22 protein-coding genes are annotated in these 17,836 nt (G+C 60.6%); 12 read left to right on the forward strand and 10 right to left on the reverse strand.

Features of this window, described 5'->3' with window-relative positions; translation table 11 throughout:
• Position 1 precedes the first annotated feature (1 nt).
• A complete protein-coding gene (locus EJ076_RS12300) occupies positions 2–436 on the reverse strand; it encodes a DUF2267 domain-containing protein (protein ID WP_126068016.1) in 435 nt (144 codons plus the stop codon).
• Positions 437–532: 96 nt separating this feature from the next.
• Positions 533–1,357, reverse strand: coding sequence for a universal stress protein (locus EJ076_RS12305; RefSeq protein WP_126068017.1), 825 nt, complete (start codon positions 1,355–1,357; stop codon positions 533–535).
• A 217-nt stretch (positions 1,358–1,574) separates the two neighbouring features.
• Here EJ076_RS12305 and EJ076_RS12310 point away from each other — a divergent pair, with 217 nt between their 5' ends.
• Entirely contained in the window at positions 1,575–1,961 is a 387-nt protein-coding gene (locus EJ076_RS12310) for a phasin family protein (protein ID WP_109672479.1), read from the forward strand.
• A 37-nt stretch (positions 1,962–1,998) separates the two neighbouring features.
• Positions 1,999–2,340, forward strand: a complete 342-nt coding sequence (locus EJ076_RS12315; protein ID WP_164548613.1) for a cytochrome c — start codon at positions 1,999–2,001, stop codon at positions 2,338–2,340.
• Between the two features lie 83 nt (positions 2,341–2,423).
• On the opposite strand, the gene EJ076_RS12320 is transcribed toward EJ076_RS12315, so the two are convergent.
• Entirely contained in the window at positions 2,424–2,810 is a 387-nt protein-coding gene (locus EJ076_RS12320) for a translational machinery protein (protein ID WP_126068019.1), read from the reverse strand.
• Between the two features lie 65 nt (positions 2,811–2,875).
• Positions 2,876–3,124 carry a lipoyl domain-containing protein gene (locus EJ076_RS12325; RefSeq protein ID WP_109672471.1) on the reverse strand — a complete coding sequence of 83 codons (249 nt, stop codon included), beginning with the start codon at positions 3,122–3,124 and terminating at the stop codon, positions 2,876–2,878.
• A gap of 194 nt (positions 3,125–3,318) precedes the next feature.
• Between EJ076_RS12325 and EJ076_RS12330 the strand changes: the two genes are divergently transcribed.
• On the forward strand, positions 3,319–4,128 hold the full coding sequence (locus EJ076_RS12330) for a universal stress protein (protein WP_126068020.1): 810 nt from the start codon (positions 3,319–3,321) through the stop codon (positions 4,126–4,128).
• Positions 4,128–6,782: a magnesium-translocating P-type ATPase gene (gene mgtA, locus EJ076_RS12335; RefSeq protein WP_126071034.1), complete on the forward strand. Its 2,655-nt coding sequence runs from the start codon at positions 4,128–4,130 to the stop codon at positions 6,780–6,782. The genes EJ076_RS12330 and mgtA overlap by 1 nt, the downstream gene beginning before the upstream one ends.
• A gap of 100 nt (positions 6,783–6,882) precedes the next feature.
• Here mgtA and EJ076_RS12340 read toward each other — a convergent pair whose 3' ends face one another.
• Both EJ076_RS12340 and EJ076_RS12345 read right to left on the reverse strand, forming a co-directional pair.
• The gene (locus tag EJ076_RS12340; RefSeq protein ID WP_109672837.1) at positions 6,883–7,350 is read right to left on the reverse strand and encodes a DUF2231 domain-containing protein; all 468 of its coding nucleotides are present in this window, start codon (positions 7,348–7,350) and stop codon (positions 6,883–6,885) included.
• 123 nt (positions 7,351–7,473) lie between these two features.
• Positions 7,474–7,884, reverse strand: a complete 411-nt coding sequence (locus EJ076_RS12345; RefSeq protein WP_109672839.1) for a hypothetical protein — start codon at positions 7,882–7,884, stop codon at positions 7,474–7,476.
• Positions 7,885–7,900: 16 nt separating this feature from the next.
• On the opposite strand from EJ076_RS12345, the gene EJ076_RS12350 reads away from it, so the two are divergent.
• From EJ076_RS12350 to EJ076_RS12360, 3 genes are read left to right on the forward strand one after another with little or no spacing between them, the layout of a single operon-like run.
• On the forward strand, positions 7,901–8,200 hold the full coding sequence (locus tag EJ076_RS12350) for a PepSY domain-containing protein (RefSeq protein ID WP_245463027.1): 300 nt from the start codon (positions 7,901–7,903) through the stop codon (positions 8,198–8,200).
• On the forward strand, positions 8,200–8,865 hold the full coding sequence (locus EJ076_RS12355) for a response regulator transcription factor (RefSeq protein WP_109672844.1): 666 nt from the start codon (positions 8,200–8,202) through the stop codon (positions 8,863–8,865). The genes EJ076_RS12350 and EJ076_RS12355 overlap by 1 nt, the downstream gene beginning before the upstream one ends.
• Complete coding sequence (locus EJ076_RS12360; protein WP_126068022.1) at positions 8,865–10,208, forward strand: HAMP domain-containing sensor histidine kinase; 1,344 nt, start codon at positions 8,865–8,867, stop codon at positions 10,206–10,208. Before EJ076_RS12355 ends, EJ076_RS12360 begins: the two co-directional genes overlap by 1 nt.
• Before the next feature lie 7 nt (positions 10,209–10,215).
• Here the strand turns inward: EJ076_RS12360 and EJ076_RS12365 are convergent, their stop codons facing one another.
• Genes EJ076_RS12365 through EJ076_RS35775 form a run of 3 tightly spaced genes read right to left on the reverse strand, consistent with a single transcriptional unit; the run spans position 10,216 to position 12,774 of the window.
• Positions 10,216–11,727 (reverse strand): RnfABCDGE type electron transport complex subunit D, encoded by a 1,512-nt coding sequence (locus EJ076_RS12365; RefSeq protein ID WP_126068023.1) that lies wholly within the window; start codon positions 11,725–11,727, stop codon positions 10,216–10,218.
• The gene (locus EJ076_RS12370; protein WP_245463028.1) at positions 11,724–12,446 is read right to left on the reverse strand and encodes an FAD:protein FMN transferase; all 723 of its coding nucleotides are present in this window, start codon (positions 12,444–12,446) and stop codon (positions 11,724–11,726) included. The genes EJ076_RS12365 and EJ076_RS12370 overlap by 4 nt, the downstream gene beginning before the upstream one ends.
• A 25-nt stretch (positions 12,447–12,471) precedes the next feature.
• Positions 12,472–12,774 (reverse strand): FMN-binding protein, encoded by a 303-nt coding sequence (locus EJ076_RS35775; protein ID WP_245463029.1) that lies wholly within the window; start codon positions 12,772–12,774, stop codon positions 12,472–12,474.
• 654 nt (positions 12,775–13,428) lie between these two features.
• On the opposite strand from EJ076_RS35775, the gene EJ076_RS12380 reads away from it, so the two are divergent.
• A complete protein-coding gene (locus EJ076_RS12380; protein ID WP_126068024.1) occupies positions 13,429–13,947 on the forward strand; it encodes a cytochrome b/b6 domain-containing protein in 519 nt (172 codons plus the stop codon).
• 4 nt (positions 13,948–13,951) lie between these two features.
• Positions 13,952–14,647 (forward strand): VIT family protein, encoded by a 696-nt coding sequence (locus EJ076_RS12385; protein ID WP_109672857.1) that lies wholly within the window; start codon positions 13,952–13,954, stop codon positions 14,645–14,647.
• A gap of 173 nt (positions 14,648–14,820) precedes the next feature.
• Here EJ076_RS12385 and EJ076_RS12390 read toward each other — a convergent pair whose 3' ends face one another.
• Positions 14,821–15,555, reverse strand: a complete 735-nt coding sequence (locus tag EJ076_RS12390) for an SDR family oxidoreductase (RefSeq protein WP_126068025.1) — start codon at positions 15,553–15,555, stop codon at positions 14,821–14,823.
• A gap of 284 nt (positions 15,556–15,839) precedes the next feature.
• Between EJ076_RS12390 and EJ076_RS12395 the strand changes: the two genes are divergently transcribed.
• The 3 genes from EJ076_RS12395 to EJ076_RS12405 all read left to right on the forward strand — a co-directional run bounded on the left by EJ076_RS12395 (position 15,840) and on the right by EJ076_RS12405 (position 17,732).
• On the forward strand, positions 15,840–16,736 hold the full coding sequence (locus EJ076_RS12395) for a LysR family transcriptional regulator (RefSeq protein WP_126068026.1): 897 nt from the start codon (positions 15,840–15,842) through the stop codon (positions 16,734–16,736).
• Positions 16,737–17,009: 273 nt separating this feature from the next.
• Positions 17,010–17,234: an alkylphosphonate utilization protein gene (locus EJ076_RS12400; RefSeq protein ID WP_109672078.1), complete on the forward strand. Its 225-nt coding sequence runs from the start codon at positions 17,010–17,012 to the stop codon at positions 17,232–17,234.
• A gap of 99 nt (positions 17,235–17,333) precedes the next feature.
• Complete coding sequence (locus tag EJ076_RS12405) at positions 17,334–17,732, forward strand: hypothetical protein (RefSeq protein ID WP_126068027.1); 399 nt, start codon at positions 17,334–17,336, stop codon at positions 17,730–17,732.
• Positions 17,733–17,836: the final 104 nt, after the last annotated feature.

The following is a 17,836-nucleotide window of genomic DNA, read 5'->3' on the forward strand; positions in this document are numbered from 1 at the left end:
ATCAATCCACCGGCCACAATTTTCGAAGCGACTTCTTCATCGAGTTTCTGACCTGCACAATTTCGCCGTGCGAAATATGACGGTCGAGAAGCTTGAACACCGCGTTGATCGCGACATCGAAATCGACGTCGTCATCATAGCCGAAACTGGTTCTGACGCTGAGGACAAAATCACTTTTCTTGCGCTCGCACGCAGGCACCGATGGATTCCAGCCTTCGAAGTAGATGCCACGAATCAAAACAGGCAGTTGTGCCGACAGATCGGCCGTTTCCGCCAGCGACAGCCAGTCTCGCACCGTATGCAAAACTGACCTCAGGAGGCGGCACGCGCTCGGTTCGCTCCAGCAAAGATCCCTGGCAAGCTCGTTGACCCATTGCTGCGCCTGCTGGGCAGCGTGGGTGAAGCCGGCAAAGGAGGTATGGGACATCTGGCTCATGACGTGCTCCTTGAAGTTTCCACCTCCATCGTCAAACGTCGCAGGCATCTGCGCATTGCGCCGGATCAATTGGCCTCAACTCAGCGGTGCGCTATCTCAATTTGAGATGAGCCGATGGAACGACCCGCTCTGGAGTACCGAGCGCGTCACACCACCAAAAGTCGTTTCACGCACACGGCTATGACCATAGCCGCCGAGCACAATGAGATCGGCCGCAATCTCCTGTCCGATCTGGAGCAGGATTTCCGCCGGTTCGGAGCGGCGCGAATCCAAGACTTCCGATCGCGCCTTCACCCCGTGGCGTGTCAGGAAGAGTTCGACATCCGCAACATTTTCCCGAGGTGCAGGGCCTCCATTGTCCACGGTGGCGATCACAACATCCCTGGCGGTGATCAGGAAGGGCATGGCGTCGACGACGGCACGTCGCGCTTCCCGGGTGTCAGTCCATGCAATCAGGATGCTTTCAGCCTTGACTGGGGCAGGGGTTTCCGACGCCACAAGTATCGGCCGGCCTGCCGCAAGGATCAGGCTTGCGGTGTCCAGGGTGCGGTGGTGGTCGACCACCAGATCGATCATTGGCGAGCCAGTTACAATCAGGTCGGCGGCACGTGCATTGAGCGCAAGCTGCCAGGTAGGATTTCCTATTTCGCCGCGCCACGAGGCGCGATTGCTGCCATTGACAGCGCTTAGGAATTCCTCGCTCAAGCAATTGAGGCGACCTTCTATCTCCTCCAGCTGGGACCACATCGCCTTGGTCGCGGCCCTGTCGTCGGCGCCGGTTGGCATGACAAAATGCGGCTCGGCCGCGCAGAAGCCGATCAGATCGGCCTCATGCCGTTGAGCGAAATCCCACGCCATCGAGATGAGCGGCGCGGCGATGTTGTCCACGTCCAGTTGAACCATGATCGTCTTGAAAGCCATCGCTGCAGCCCTTTTGCGGTTGAAGCGAGCTAGCCACGAAGAAGGGGCAAGGGCCTTGATGCGCGTCAAACACGGCAACGAGACCAGATGGCGCTCGACTGCCCGTGCATTCCGGCAAAGGTCATGCGCCTGTTGATCCTGATCAACGACCTGACGGCGAATGGCGGTAGCGTTGTCTGGCGGGCACTTTGTTTGCCGCCTCACAATGGAGTAACCGATGATGCAGACCCATCCAGAGCCGTCGCAATTCGGCATGCAACCCTTGCCGATAGCGGAAAATGGCCAGAAGCTCATTCTCGCTGCTGCGTCTCTTCAGGCCCACACCTTCAAGGCGATGATGCGCTATCAGATCGAAACGCTCGCGTTTCTGAAACATCGTTACGAGCAGGATGTTAAGCTTGCCGAGGATCTCATCGACGGTTCCGAGTTCAACGACGCCTTCGACATCTTCTCCACCTTCCTGCAGAATGCGGCATCGGAATACGCCACGGAAGCCGGCAAGGTTGCGGCACTGACTTCCAAGCTCGCTTCGGAAACGGCCAGGCGCGTGCGCAGGGAAGCCAAAACCGCTATCGAGGATGTGGCGGCGAAGACGGTCGCGTAGATCGGAAATGCGGAGGCCTGCAACCATGAACGCCTGTATGAGCATCGGTAGTCACGGGCGTCGTCTATGGGTTTCCGCACTGGCCGCGGTGTTGCTTGGTTCCGTACTGCCAGCCCTGGCCGATGGCGTAACGGAACATGGAAAGGCGTTGGTGGAAGTCAATTGCGCTCGCTGCCACGCCATTGGAGAAACCGACAAGAGCAGCCATCCCGACGCGCCCGCCTTTCGCACACTGTCGAAGCGCTATCCGATTACGGATCTCGAGGAAGCACTCGCCGAAGGCATTTCGACCGGCCATCCGGACATGCCTGAGTGGGTTGCCAGCCCCGACCAGATCGAGGCAATCATCGCCTATATCAGCAGCTTGCAGCAACCGTGATCGAGGCCACGGAGACGGCAGGCGCCCGAGTCTGACGGCTCCGCGGGCCGATCGCGGCCCCAGCAGAGCAGCCCCAGACCGAGCTAGGGCAACATTCGGTCGGCGGCACGGAAGAACGTTCGTGCATGCGCGATGATCTGCGCTTCGGTGGGATGGTCCACCGTTTCAACGCCGATAATGCGATCCTTCAAGTGATGATGGTGGTCGCGGATATGCTTGGCCAGTTCATCCTTTGCCGATCCCGGCCCCACGATCAACCATTCCCTCGCAGGCTGCAGGGCGTCGACGACGTCGTGGTAGAAGGACTGGTTTTCCGGTGCACGCTTGCCGTCGACGGTGCCTGCCTTGTTGTGGGTCTGATGATGCGCAAGCGTGGTGGCAAGCCTCAGGCTCTCCGCTGTGTCACGATTGAAGAAAAACACCTTGGCTTCGCGATGGTCCAGCCAGGCGACGGCATGTTGGGTCTGCATGTCTATGGATCCTTGAGTTTTGGTTGGAGGATGCGCGCAATCGACGCGGTGAGGCGCCGCTTGCCTCACACGGACTGAGACTCCAGCGTTGCCAGGATCGAGCCGGGTTCGATGACGGCATTCGCTGTGGCGACGATCGTCGCGCGGCCAGCTGCCGGCGCGACAATCTCGTGCAGCGCGTCCTCAATTCGGACTTCGGCTATTCGCTCACCGGCCTCGATATCGTCACCGCTGTCAATGAACCAACGCTCCAGAATGCCCTCGGGCAACATGCTGGACGCCCATAGCGCTTCGTCGACCTTGATATACTGCATCGCAATTCTCCTTATGCGGTCGAATGATATTCCCGTCGCCACCGCGGTCCTTGATCACGATCAATGAGCAAACAGGATGCGAGCCCTCTCGAAGGCGGCCCGCAATCGGCGCGTGTTTGACCGGCATCAAGGCGTCGAGTGCCAGCGGGTGCACTTCATCATGCATTCGACGGTTCCAGTGAAAGGCGCCTGCAATGTCCTACAAGTCGATTATCGTGAACCTCGCGGTAGATGCACCTCCGGCGGCCATGGTGAGATTGGGGATCGAGCTCGCGGAGCGATTTGGAGCCCGTCTTATCGGTCTGGCGGCAGCGGATGTCCCGCCACTGGTCGCGACAGGCGACGGCATGGTCTACGAAGGCGAGATCATGCAGATCCAGCGCACGGAAATCGAAAAGCGGCTTGCCGAACTGCGTGCCGAGTTCGAGAGGCTGGTTCCTGCTTCGATCTTCAGCGAATGGGGGCAAGCCGTTTGCAGCCCAACCCGCTTCCTGAGCGTTTCGGCCCGAGCGGCCGACCTCATCGTTACCGGTGAGGCAGGAGACAATGTGTTTCGCGCCGTCGATATCGGCAGCCTGGTACTCGGCACTGGACGGCCGGTCCTGGTCGCCTCGAGCAATGTCGAGCATGTGCTTGCAAAAACCGTTCTCGTTGCCTGGAAGGACACCAGGGAGGCGCGGCGGGCGATAGCAGATGCATTGCCTTTCTTGGCCACGGCTAACGAAGTGGTCGTTGCCACAATAGATACCGACCGTGACGAGAGCATCCGCGACAGCCTTGCCGATGTCGCGGTTTTTCTCGAACACCATGGCATCAAGTCTCGAACCGAACTGATTGCCGGCGAGGCTGACGGCGACCGGTTGCTGACATTTGCGCGGTCGATCCATGCGGACCTGATCGTCTCGGGTGCCTATGGGCACAGCCGTCTGCGGGAATGGGCGTTCGGCGGGGTCACCCGCTCGCTGATCGAGGAAAGCGGCATCAACCGCTTCATGTCGTATTGATGATCTCTCGTATCGTACCCGGCGAAGTTGACCAGCGACCCGTCCCCGACGGTGGTGCCTATTGGTCGATCGAGACCAATGACCTCCTGCGACGCCTCAAGACGTCTGCCTTGGGCCTTGCCACCTCCGAGGCTGCATCCAGGCTTGCAAAGTTCGGCCAAAACACTCCGGCCTCGCGGTCCGGCACGACGGCGTTGACCGTCTTTGTCCGGCAATTCCGCAGCCCACTGGTCCTGATCCTTATTTTCGCGGCCACCGTGTCGGCTTTCGTCGGCGAGGGGCAGGAGGCTGCAATCATCGGTGCGATCGTGCTGGCAAGCTGTATCCTCAGCTTTACCCAGGAGTACGGCGCGTCGCGTGCTACGGAAGCGTTGAAACAGCGCATTTCGCGCAAGGCTGTGGTGCTGCGTGATGGTGTCGAGTGCTCGGTTGCTGCCGAAGATATCGTGCCGGGCGATGTGATCCGGCTTTCCGCCGGAAACCTCATTCCTGCGGACGGTATCATCCTGGACGCACGCGATTTCAATGTCAGCGAGGCCGTGCTGACCGGTGAAACCTTTCCTGTCGTGAAGGCACCAGGACGGGCGTTGCCAGAGGCTTCCCTCGCACAGCGCACCAACGCGGTCTTCACCGGCACATCGGTCCGCAGTGGCACTGCAACCGTGCTTGCGGTAGCCACCGGCACCAGCACCGAATTTGCATCCATCGCCGCGGCCTTGGAGCGACAAATTCCCGAAACAGGGTTTGCCCAGGGTATTAGGCGGTTCGGCTATCTGATGACCGAGATCATGCTGGCGATTGTCATCCTGGTGTTCTTCGCCAACCTGATGCTCCATCGACCGCTGATTGAATCACTGCTGTTTTCGCTGGCACTCGCGGTTGGCCTCACTCCGGAACTTCTTCCGGCGATCATCAGCGTGACGCTTGCTCGAGGTGCCCGGGCGATGGCGGCCAATGGCGTCATCGTGCGCCGTCTCGATGCCATCGAGAATTTGGGCAGCATGGACCTGCTTTGCACCGACAAGACCGGGACATTGACCGAAGGCATCATCCACCTGGATGGATGGCTCGATGTCGATGGCAATCCGTCGACGGATATCCTGCTTTGGGCACGTCTCAACGCGACCATGCAGACCGGACTGAAGAACCCTCTGGACGAAGCGATCGCTGGTGTGCCGGGTCAGGGCGCGTCATTGGCCGGCTTCACGAAGGTCGACGAGATCCCCTACGATTTCATCCGCAAGCGGCTATCCGTTGTTGTCCGGACCAAGGATGCCGACGATCTCCTGATCACGAAGGGCGCCGTACAAAACGTCCTCGAAATCTGCAGCTTTGTCCGTACGGCGAAAGGGCTGGAGCCCCTCGATGAGACGCACCGTACGGCAATCGATGAGAAATTCCGGCGCTGGAGCGCGGACGGCTACCGCGTTCTAGGCGTGGCAATCCGTCGGTTTGAAAGCCGGAATGCATTTGGCAGAAAAGATGAGATCGATCTCGCCTTCGCGGGCTTCCTGCTTTTCCTCGACCCGCCAAAGGAAGGCGTCAGGGAGACGCTTGCAGCGCTCGCCCACCGTGGCATCGCGGTAAAGGTCATTTCGGGCGACAACCGTTACGTCGCTGCGCATCTCGCCGACGCAGTCGGCTTGCGAGCTGACAGGATCATGACCGGTGAGAACCTGTCGAAGCTGACGAAGAGCGCGCTTTTCGCAAGCGTGCAGCACACCGATCTCTTCGTCGAAATCGATCCCAACCAGAAGGAGCGCATCGTTCAGGCCTTCCGGAGCCGCGGCCATGTCGTCGGTTATCTGGGCGATGGCATCAACGATGCGCCTGCTTTGCACGAGGCTGACATCGGCATCTCCGTCGACACCGCAGTCGATGTCGCCCGCGAGGCTGCCGACATTATCCTTCTCAAACAGGATTTGGGCGTACTGGTGCGCGGTGTTGACGACGGCCGCAAGACGTTCGCCAATACGATGAAATATATCTCCATCACGACCAGCGCCAATTTCGGGAACATGATCAGCATGGCTGTCGCCTCGCTGTTCCTGCCCTTCCTACCGCTGCTGGCAGCGCAGATACTGCTCAACAACTTCCTGTCAGACATTCCCTCGCTGGCTATCGCCGGCGACAATGTCGACGCAGACCAGCTGCGCCGACCGCGCCGCTGGGACATCGGTTTTGTCAGGCGATTCATGATCGGCTTTGGCTTGGTCAGTTCGCTATTCGACTTCGCAACCTTCGCTTTCTTGCTGCTTGTTGCACATGCGACAGCGGCTGCCTTCCAGACCGGATGGTTCGTCGAGTCACTGCTGACGGAGCTAGCCATCGTGCTCATCGTGCGCACGCACAAGGCGTTCTGGGCGAGCCGTCCTAGCCTCCTGCTTGCATGGCTTACGCTCGCAGTGGCAGCTGTTGCGATCATCATACCTTACGTGCCCGCAGCGGCGCGCTTCGGCTTTGTGCCGCTGCCGCTGCACGTGCTTGTTGGACTCTTCGCGATCACCACGCTCTATCTGTTGGCCTCGGAGGTAACCAAGCGCTGGTTCTTTGATCATGAGAGCAGACACTCGCATCGATCGAGAGCAGGACGGGCCACCGCCAATAGAACCGTACCCCGTCCGACCCATGCCCAAAGAGTTGCTCATGAGTGAGACTCCGGGCATGGCAAGAAATGCAACCATACAGCCCACCGTGGGCCATCGAAAGGCCGCGAGACCAGCCCATCGACGGCCCGCAAGTCAATCCGACACGTTAGCCGCCCATTGCGGCCCTGGAGACATTCACACCGAGATCGTAGACCAGCAGGCCACCGTAGTATGCTGTAGTGGTTACAAGCACTGCCCCTGCGATTTCGATCACAGGAACGGCGATGGCCACTGGCCCCAGCTCGCGATTGCGGACCCACAAGGCGAGCCTGACGCCGCCCCAAATCAGAAAGGCGAAGGCCGTGATGCCGCCAAGACTCTCGTGAATCTCCGCTATGTCGCTGCTGAAGCCGGCCGCTTCTGCATGATCGAGAGCGAGTCCGCCATAGAACCAGGTTCCAATGGCGAAAGCCCCGGCTGCGAGTGCGACAAAAGTAGAAATCGTCCCCGCGCCAGAACGCCTTGTCACCGCGTTGCCGCGAGCAAGCGCCACAAGGTCGATTGCCGCCAGTGTGTAGATGAGGACAATGGGAAAATGCACGAGCATGGGATGAATATGCTGGACTGGTATCATGATAAGAAAATCTCCGTAGGTCAGGCCAAAAGCACGCGGCCTTGCAGGACGAGGTGTTCGGTGGGTGGGCGGCGTCTGCGGCGCGGCGACATCGATGAATGTCGCGAACCGCCGTTGGAAGGTTTAGTCGTCGTCTCCAAGAGCGTCGCCCTCGTCCTCGCCGCCGAAGGCGGCTCTGCCGAGGACGTGGTTGTCTCCGCACTCGTCATCGCCAACACCTTTGATGGCCTTACGGGTGGTCGTGTCCTGCATCGGTATGGCCTCGAGGTCGATCGGCCCGGCGGGCGCTACCGAGGATGGTGCTCCGCACGACCCCTCGTCGGATTCAGCGGCCGCGGGCAGGGCAAAGCTCGCCAGGCCCGCGAGCACTGCTAGCAGAAGCATGGAATTGCGCATGGTTTCGATATCCTTCTCGGCGCGGCCATGATTGGACGCGACGATCCTGATAGAGAACCTTTGCTTGCTGGCGGCTGAGGACGATTGACAGCAGATTGAAAGCTTCGACGTGCGACATGCACCGTTCATGAGAGCCATTCTAAAGCGCCTGGCAATGGCAGGCTTGGCCGGGCTTGTCCTGGCCCAGCCACTCTGCGCGCGCGCAGACGAGGACGACGATGGTGACCACGACCGGGCGCGGGACCTGTACGAGCATGGCGAAATAAGGGGCCTTTCCAATATCCTCGATATCGTTCGTGCGCAGGCTCCAGGCGACATCGTCGCAGTCGATCTCATCCGCAAGGCCAACAAATGGGTTTACCGGTTCCAGGTCGTCGACGCCGATGGCCGGCGAAAGACTGTCGACGTTGACGCTGGTGCCGGTGTCATCATGCGCGACGGGGAGGGCGACTGATGAAGGTACTGCTGGCCGAGGACGAGCCCCGCATAGCAGCCGATATCGCGACTGCCCTCAAGGCGTCCGGAATGGCGGTCGATATCGTGCGGGATGGTGAAGCTGCCTGGTTCGCTGGTGATGTGGAGAACTATGATGCCGCCATTCTGGATCTCGGCCTCCCCAAACTCGATGGTCTTACGGTCTTGAAGCGCTGGCGGGCCAATGCGCGCCGGTTTCCAGTTCTCATCCTGACCGCAAGGGGTATGTGGACGGAACGCGTGGATGGCATCAATTCTGGTGCTGACGACTATCTCCCCAAGCCCTTTGAGATGGAAGAACTGCTCGCCCGATTGCGGGCAATCCTGCGGCGCTCGGCCGGGCAGTCGGCACCCGTATTGAAGTCCGGGCCGTTGCTTCTGGATACGCGCCAGATGCGTATCTCGCTCCGTGGCGTTCCCATTTCTCTTTCACCTCTGGAATACCGGCTACTGGCGTTTCTGATGCATCACGCCGGTCGAGTGGTGGCGCCGACCGAACTTGCCGAGCATTTGTACGATTCAGGGAATGACCGCGATCCGAACACGATCGAGGTCATCGTTGCGCGGCTGCGACGGAAGCTCGGCAGCGATATCATCGAAACGCGGCGCGGCTTCGGGTATCTGATGCCCGATGATCCCGCCTGATGGGCAACTCGATCCGCTTCAGGCTGTGGCTGGCGGCAACGATCTCGATTCTTGTCGCGCTCGCCATAGCCGGCGCCGGCTTGCGCTATCTGTTCGAACTTCACGTCGAGCGGCGCGTTGTGGGCGAGCTGACGGTCGACCTCAATGAGTTGATCGGCGCAACAACCTTCACAAGCGACGGTCACCTGGTGGTAGCCCCGGTGCTCACCGACCCGCGCTTCGCCAATCCGCTGTCCGGTTACTACTGGCAGGTCGAAGACATCGCCACCGGCGGTCTCGAGCGCTCACGATCTTTGTGGGACGCCAAGCTGGTCCTGCCTGCCCGGAGCGCAAGTGGTGAGCTGCGAACGGTCGAGGAGTTCACGGGCCCTGGCGGAGAACTCAGCATTGCGGTCGAGCGTACAATCATCGACGCTGGAGGTCGGTCCTTTCGCGCGGTCGTGGCGGAGGATCATCGAACCGTTGAGGTGTCTGTAAGCGAATATGTTCGCGATCTTGCTCCGGCCCTCCTGATGCTTGCTGTGGCTCTCATGGCCGCGTTTTTCATCCAGATCACCATCGGTCTTGCGCCGTTGGAGACCTTGCGGGTCGCCGTCGGAAGCGTGATCGCACAGCGAGCGGCACGGCTCGATGTGGTAGCACCAAACGAGGTGCAGCCGCTCGCGGATGAAATCAACCGTCTTCTCGATGCCCAGGAGAAGGCTCTTGCTCGGGCCCGTTCGCGCGCCACCGATCTGGCGCACGGCCTCAAGACGCCGCTGCAAGTGCTGTCGGCTGACATCCGTGCCTTGCGCAAGAAAGGCGAGACGGATCTGGCCGACGAGATCGAGAAGAGCGCTGGAGCGATCCGGCGCCATGTCGAGCGGGAGCTGGCGCGCGCGCGCCTCGCGCCAGGCGTCTCCGGCAAGGCATCCTGCCTTGTATCGGAGGTCGCGGCTGGTGTCATTGCAGTCGTCAAGCGCATGCCACGCGGCAAGCAGCTTTCATTCAAGATGGACGTCGCGGAGGATCTGACGGCGCCAATCGACGAAGGCGACCTGTCTGAAATTCTGGGTAATCTGGTCGAGAACGCCGCGCGCTACGCAAAATCGTTAGTCAGTGTCGATGCATCCTTGGCCGCTGGCGAAGTGATCATCACTGTAACCGATGACGGACCCGGGATACCGGATGCGGATCGCGAATCCGCCTTGTCGCGAGGCGTCCAACTCGACAGCAAGGGCGGGAGTAGCGGCCTTGGCCTGGCCATCGTTTCCGACATCGTTGAAGCCTATGGCGGATGCCTTGCCATGGCCAACGCCGATCCGGGTCTAGTCGTGACCATTTCCTTGCCGCGACACAGTTGAGCGTGCTTCAGGCAAAACCTGGGAAGTAGTCGACCTTTATCTTCGAGCGGCGAACGCCCATGGCCAGCAGTTTCTGACGCAGCGCCTTGACCATCGCCTGCGGGCCGGAAATGTAGAAAGTGCGCTCAAGGTAGTCGGGTATGGTCAGACGTATAAGGCGCTCGTCGATGTATCCGGGATACTGCCCGCGCTCGCCACCGCTCGCCACAGCGTGGACCGTCTTGATACCAAGTTCCTGCCTGGCCGCGCCAAGCACGTCGCGATAAGCGATGTCCTGCTGTCTCTCTGTTCCGTAGAGGATAACGATCGGTCGCCGCTCCTTGCGGTCGAGTAGATATTGCAGCATCGAGCGGAACGGGGTGATGCCGATGCCTCCGGCCAGGAAAGCGATCTTGGTTTCGCACCTGGCGGGCAGCGTGAAGTTGCCGGCCAACTGCGCCGCGTGGATCGTGCTGCCTGGCTTCATGGTCATCAATTCACGCTTGAAGGCGCTTGATTGCGGATAGAACTTGACCCCGAGGCGGACCGTTTCCTCCGTAGGCGCTGATGCAACCGTGAAAAAACGGCGATTGCCGCGATTGTCGGCATGATTGAGGCCAAGCGTCCATTCGAGATACTGGCCGGCCTCAAAGGCGAGCTTGCGCGGCGACCGGAAGACGAAGTCAAAGCTGTCGACGGCCGATTGCTCGATGCGCTCCAGGGTCAGCACGAAGCGTCCCTTGGGGCCTGCCGCATAGGCGAACAGGTTGCCGGCAAGCAGCGCCAGTTCCGGTGTGAAATAGAACGAGCCGATATGGATGTTGGGAGCAAACAGAAAGCCGACGATGGCGGCAAAGGCGATGCGCGGCCATCGCATCGTCGGTGCGGTCAGTGGCTCGGTCAGCATCACAAAGGCGAAGAACAGCAGAGGGGACGAACCCAGTGTCTCCGTAAGCGCGGTCCAGTACTGCGACGGATCGCTGGTTGCCAGAATGGTCGCCAGCGCCACGACGACAAAGGTCGAGACAAGATCAAGCCGGCGCAGTTTGCGGACAATGAGCATGCCGCCGAAGAGCACGAGCGGAAGCAGCGGCAGATTGCCGCCAACCCACCAGGTGGCTGGTTGGTCGAGCAGCAGCGCAGACAGCGCCACGCCCAGCGCAGCCGGATTGAAAAGGTGCTTCCGGCCGATGGCGAGAATGAACTTGGATGATATCGCCCAGACGGACGCGAATGCCACCGCCGCGATTCCCTTGATGTCCGTGGTGGCTACCGGATCGAGGATGAGCGCCAGGATGAGCACGGTGATGTAGACGGACTCGTTGTTGGCCGGGACAGCGAAGACATGCGCAAAGACCTTGTTGGTGAGCCAGCAGGTGGCCAGCGCCAAAGCCGTGGTGAAGGCGAGCGCAATCGGATCATGTGGCACCAGCTTGGCGAAGCCGAGCACGAACGCTGCGCTGACCAGCGTGATCAGATAGTAGAGGACCAGCCTGTACATAGTCAGGCGATCGAGAAATCGGTCGATGGTTTTGATCATGGCAGGCAAAGGGCTCCGAATCCGGTTGTCGGTGTGGCGCGGCCATTGGCGTTGACGACATAGCCCTCCAGGCCAGGCGTCTGCTCGATGAAGAGAATGCCGTTCCGCCCCATGGCGAAGGCCGCGGTGGCGAAACGATCGGCTTCGAGCACATCGGCGCCGATGACGGTCAGGCTCACGATGTCCTGGATCGGACTGCCAATCCCATGCGGGTTGTAGATGTGTTGACCGCGGACATAGGTGCCGGAGGTTGCGACACCGCGCCCGCGGGGATAGACGATCTTTACGACCTCGTCCGCGTTGAAGGGATTGCGGATGCCGACGCTCCAGTCATGGCCCGAAGCGTTCTTGCCGCAGGACTGGACGTCGCCTCCCGCCTCGATGAAGAAATCGCTGATGCCGGCTCGCTGAACGATGGCTGCCGCGTTGCGGATGGCCCAGCCCTTGACGATGCCGGAAGGATCGAGCGACCCGTCGGGCTTGCGAATATCAAAGTAACCGTCCGTCTCGTCTTTCGTCTGCCGCGCGAGAGCAAGCACTTCGTTCATCTCGCCGCTCCAGTCGACGACGGGAACGTCGCCGCGGTTGATGGCCGAGATCTCGCTGTCGGCCCGGTATGTGCTGAAGCGCCGGTCGATATGCTCGAAATAGCCGAAAACGGTCTCGATCAGCTCACCGTTCGACGCGCCGCCAACGTCGACCGTAATGGGCATGCCCATCAAAATACGCGTTTCACGCATGGAACTACGACGACGCTTTCTTCAGCGCGCCGCGCAGCGACTGGATGAAAGCCCTGCTGGTCAGCGTCGCGCCCGAAATAATGTCGACATTGGCGCTTTGGGCGCTGATCGCTTCATCGCGCAGCATGGGCAGCGCCTGCCTGTTGATATTGATGGAGGTGCGGCGATCGGAGGGGTATTTCAGCACCTTCAGCGCCGTGAGTTGCCCACCCTGTACGAGGGCCTGAATCTGGATGATGCCGTAATAGGCATCGGCGGGCGGACCGGTGTAGACGCCGTCGGCATAGCCCTGTGTGGCGACCTTCATTCCCGCCGGGACAAAACGTGCGGGCGCGTCCGGATATGCCGGCCTCGGCTGCGGGACTGGTATGTAGACGGCTGGAGTCACTGCGAATGAAGGGGTTGATGACGCATGATCAGTGACAGCCGGCGCCACTGGCTGCTCCGGTGGCGCCGGCGATAGTTGTGGTGCCATCCGAACCGCTGTCTTCACTGAATCATTTGGCTGTTTGGCGGCAACTGCGATGCCTGACGTCGTTTCCCTGGCAATCGGGAACCTTGTTCTGAACTGGGGTGAGGGCGCCGGCAGGGTCCGAAACATCGACGCGGATGCGGCGGGCACCTCTGTCGCGTCTGCCGGCAGCGCCGAACCAAGCATGTCGCCGGCGGGCCGTATGCCGGCCTGATCCCAGACATAAGCGCCGGAGCCGGCGATCACCAAAAGTGACAGGGCAATCTGTTTCATCGGAATTGTGTTTCCACATTGAACCTTGCAGAGGCGATCCATCTGGTTCGCTTCAGATGCAATATCCCACGACCAAGCTGACAACTGGCTGTCAGCCGAGGTCGAGCTGCGCGGGGCCGGTGAAAGCTCAAGGGGACGGCAAATTGACTTGTCCTAGATCAAGATTGTCGCATAAGCAGCGAGGTAGGAAGGTTCTCTCGAACGAGGTAGCTGCCTATGACTGTTGCCAACGAGCCGGCGAGATACACCGGAAGCCAGATATTGCTGCATTGGACTATCGCGGTGTTGATCGTCCTGCAGCTTGTAATCGGTGAGGACATCAAGCCGGCTTACCGGGCGTTCTCGCGCGGCACAGAGCCGGCAGCCGGCGACATCTTCAACGCGAACATTCATGTCTATGTCGGTTTGGTCGTTCTGGTGCTGGCGATCTGGCGAATTGCAGTCCGTCTACGGGATGGTGTGCCGGCGCCGCCGCCCGAAGAAAGCGTCCTGCTGAAGCGGATTGCCGCTGCCACCCATTTCCTGCTCTATCTGTTCATTTTCGGGATGCCGATTACCGGGGCGCTGGCATGGTACTTCAGCCTCCGAGCGATGGGGGAGATTCATGAACTCGCCAAGCCGGTGATCATCGTTGTCGTCGGCCTCCATGCCGCCGCGGCGCTATGGCAACATTTCTATGTGAAATCGGAAGTGCTGGTCAGGATGCTGCGACCTGCCGGACGGCGCGCGCCGTGATGTCATGAGCCGCCTGCACAATGAAAACCATCTTGTATCCCGCGTCGGCTGGCTGCGCGCCGCAGTGCTTGGCGCCAATGACGGCATTGTGTCGACGGCTAGCCTCATCGTTGGCGTGGCGGCAGCCAACGCCGCGGCCTCCAACGTTTTGGTTGCCGGCGTAGCCGGACTGGTCGCCGGCGCGATGTCGATGGCGGCCGGCGAGTATGTCTCGGTCAGTTCGCAGTCCGATACCGAACAAGCCGACCTTGCGCGCGAGAAAGGGGAACTGGCGACGCAGCCAGATTTCGAGCGACAGGAACTTGCGGAGATCTATGTCAAGCGTGGCGTCGAGCCAACGCTGGCGTTGCAGGTCGCCGACCAATTGATGGCGAAGGACGCGCTTGGCGCCCACGCTCGTGACGAACTCGGTATTTCGGAGGTGACGACGGCCAGACCGATCCAAGCCGCGCTGACGTCTGCGGCTGCATTTTCGGTTGGCGCGGCCATGCCATTGGCGATGGTGCTTGTTTCGCCGGCCGCTTGGCTTGCCGCAACGGTGTCTGTTGCCTCGCTCCTGTTCCTGGCAGTGCTGGGTGCCATTGGCGCGAAAGCCGGCGGTGCCAATGTGTTAAGAGCAACTGTTCGCGTTACCTTCTGGGGGGCGCTAGCAATGGCGCTGACCGCCGGCATTGGCGCCGTCGTCGGTACTGCCATCTGATTCATTCGCCTGGCGAATCGTTTTTCCGAATTGCCGCAGGCAAAAGGCGCAAGAAACAACTTCGCGACCCACCTTGATCGGGACTAGTGCGGTTTGCTAGATCGTCCGTAGAGCGGTGACGGTACTTTTCGAAGTTCCCGTCGGTCAGCCGCTTCCCGCGACCCGGCGCGATTTCAGATGGCCGAGAAGCCACCGTCGACAGACAACTCCACCCCATTCACGAAACTCGAATCGTCTGAAGCAAGAAACAGCGCGACCGCCGCAATTTCCTCAGGACGCCCCATCTTTCCCCGCGGGATCAGGGATTCGAACATCTGCTTCGCCTCCTCGGTGAGAACTTGGTCCTGCATCGGTGTGGCGATCGGCCCTGGGTGCAGCACGTTCACCCGGATATTCCTGCCCTTGAGTTCGTTGAGCCACCCGCGTGCGAATGCGAGCAACGTCGCCTTGCTCGCCGCATACACGCTGTAACCAGGAAAACCTTTGATCGAAGCAACTGACCCGGTCATGAAGATCGATCCGCCGTCGTTGAACAGCGGCAACGCCTTCTGTACCGTAAACAGGGTGCCGCGCGCATTCAGGTTGAAGGCCGCATCGAAGTGCTGCTCGGTAATCTCGCCCAGTGGGACGGCTTCGCCCGTGCCAGCGCTCGCGTACAGGATGTCGATCTTGCCCTTTTCCCGCTTGACTGTATCGAACAGGCGGTCGAGGTCGTCGAGATTGGACGCGTCGCCGCGAACGCCGGTCACGTTCCGGCCGATCAGCTTGACGGCCTCGTCCAGCGCCTCCTGTTTCCGGCCCGTGATGAAAACATAGGCGCCTTCTTCAACGAACCGCTTGGCGCTCTCCAGCGCCATGCCGCTCGATCCACCCGTGATGACTGCAACCTTACCGTCTAGCTTTCCCATGACTTCTCCTTTCGTGTTGTCGGGACAGCATCTGCCTCCGAGAACCTCGAAATGGGTCTGCCGGCGTCGGCTGTTGAGTGCGGAAACGCGCACATCGGTGGTGCAAAATCGATCCGGCTGGACGACTGACGCCAGCCGCGAGGATCGGTGTCCGCCGTTCGGAATTGGACCGTGCTTGTCGGCATGGGCTATGATCACCGCCCCGCGCCACCCACATATGAGATACTGTTCGATGTGTTGGACACGGGCTTTGGAAGGCGCACCTTGCGGTGCAGGAATGCACCATGATCGACTGGGATGACGTTCGCTACTTTCTTGCCGTCGCACGCGGAGGCTCGGTGCGGGCTGCTGCCGCGCACCTCGGGGTGAATCATTCAACCGTGCTGCGACGCATCGCCCAGCTCGAGGAACGCCTTGGGGCGCACATGTTCGAAAAGCTGCCTTCGGGCTACCGCCTGACGGCTGCCGGCGAGGAGGTCCTCGAGCTCGCGAACCAGATGGAAGCGTCGTCGCACCAGTTGGAGACGCGCGTCTTCGGTCGCGACCAGAGCGTGCGCGGGCTTCTGCGGGTGACGCTGGCACCGACCCTTGCGACACACCTGCTCATGCCGGACTTCGCCGATTTCGCGCGTCTGCATCCCGACATCGAGATGGAAATCTTGTCGTCCGGCGAGCTGGCAAATCTGACCAACCGAGAGGCCGACGTCGCGATCCGCGTCGTCTACGACCGCAAAACCCTGCCGCTCAATCTTCACGGCCTGAAGGGGCCGGAGCTGTTCGGCGGCGTCTACATGTCCCGCGATCGACTGGCCGCGTGGCGTGCGGGCGCGCCTGATCCCATCCGGTGGATCGTCATAAGCATTCATGGCATTCCGGATTGGGCCAGCGAGGGTGAGGTTCGCACCACGAGGGGTCCATTCAGGACCACGGACGGCGAGGCGCAGATCGTTGCTGTACGGCAAGGGCTCGGGATGACGACACTGCCGTGCTTCATTGGCGATGCCGACCCCCTGCTGGTGAGGGTGCCGGGCACCGAGCTGCACATGTACGGAACGCTCTGGCTTCTCACGCAGGGGGAGACACGCAAGACGAAGCGCGTGCGGCTCTTCACGGAGTTCGTATCCCGCAGGCTCGCCGCGCACGCGCCGCTTCTCGCGGGGCTGTCCATATCGCACGACTGACGCCCGGCAGGTCGCAGGCGACGCTTGCCGTAATCCGGTCGGAAGCCGAGCTGCGATCGCTTGAAACGGCGTCGTTCAATCCGCGGATGTTGCGCCGTGCGCCAATGAGGAGAAATAGGCATCGCCTGAAAACTCCTCTGCAGGATACTCATGATCCGCAGGCGGCAACCACCGAATCCTCTTCATGGTGCTCCTGAAACGAAAAAGGCCACCTCGCTTTGGAATTCTTACGTCATCTGGTAGTGGTGCTCCCAAATCGCCGGGAGATGGGCAATGCCAGACAATGAAATCGTGCGCGACAGCAACGGCGCTCAATTGAATGACGGCGATTCCGTCACGTTGATCAAAGACCTGAAGGTCAAGGGCACCTCGGAGACGATCAAGCGCGGCACGATGGTCAAGGGTATCCGCCTCAATGGAAATCCCGGGGAGATCGAGGCCAACACCAAGCAGGTGAAGGGCCTCGTGCTTAAAACCGAGTTCGTGAAGAAGGCGTGACCCCCCAAGGGGCGGGCCATCTCCAAAGGTGGGCCGTTTTGTGTGGATAGTTATCCATGGCCTATTGGTCCCGCACGGCCTGCCGGGCACTCTCACGGCATGCAGGCGGAGTATGTTGAGCTGGTCTTACTGGAGCAGTCGCTCGCCAACACAGACGGCATGTATCGGCCGTTTTCGGATCGATTGGGTGACGTTGCGGAGAAAACTGGCGGATTTGTCTTGTTCGATGTTCGCGTAGAGAGCGACATTCGAATTCAGAGAATGGCGGCCATCGGGTTTGGTGTAGACGGCACCGTCGCAATCATGATGGATAAGAACGGACAGCTTATTTCCGCGCCGATAAACGGAGACAACGCCCCCCTGGTTGCCGAACTAACCGCCTGGACTTCGCTGCCGATGGCCGAGCAGGTTTGTGTTGGTTACGGCGGGGCGGCAGCGAAGCTGCTTGCGGCGCTTCGTAAATCGGGCCGACCCGACCTAGTGAACCATGCATGTTAATAAAAAGGCCGCCTCGATGGGCGGCCAGCGTTGGATTCGAGGTCCAAAGCGGCGACATAGCCTTTCACCAACCGGATGCAAACCGCTGTCGCCTTTCGCAAGCA

The organism is Mesorhizobium sp. M7D.F.Ca.US.005.01.1.1 (assembly GCF_003952545.1).
Lineage (GTDB): Bacteria > Pseudomonadota > Alphaproteobacteria > Rhizobiales > Rhizobiaceae > Mesorhizobium > Mesorhizobium loti.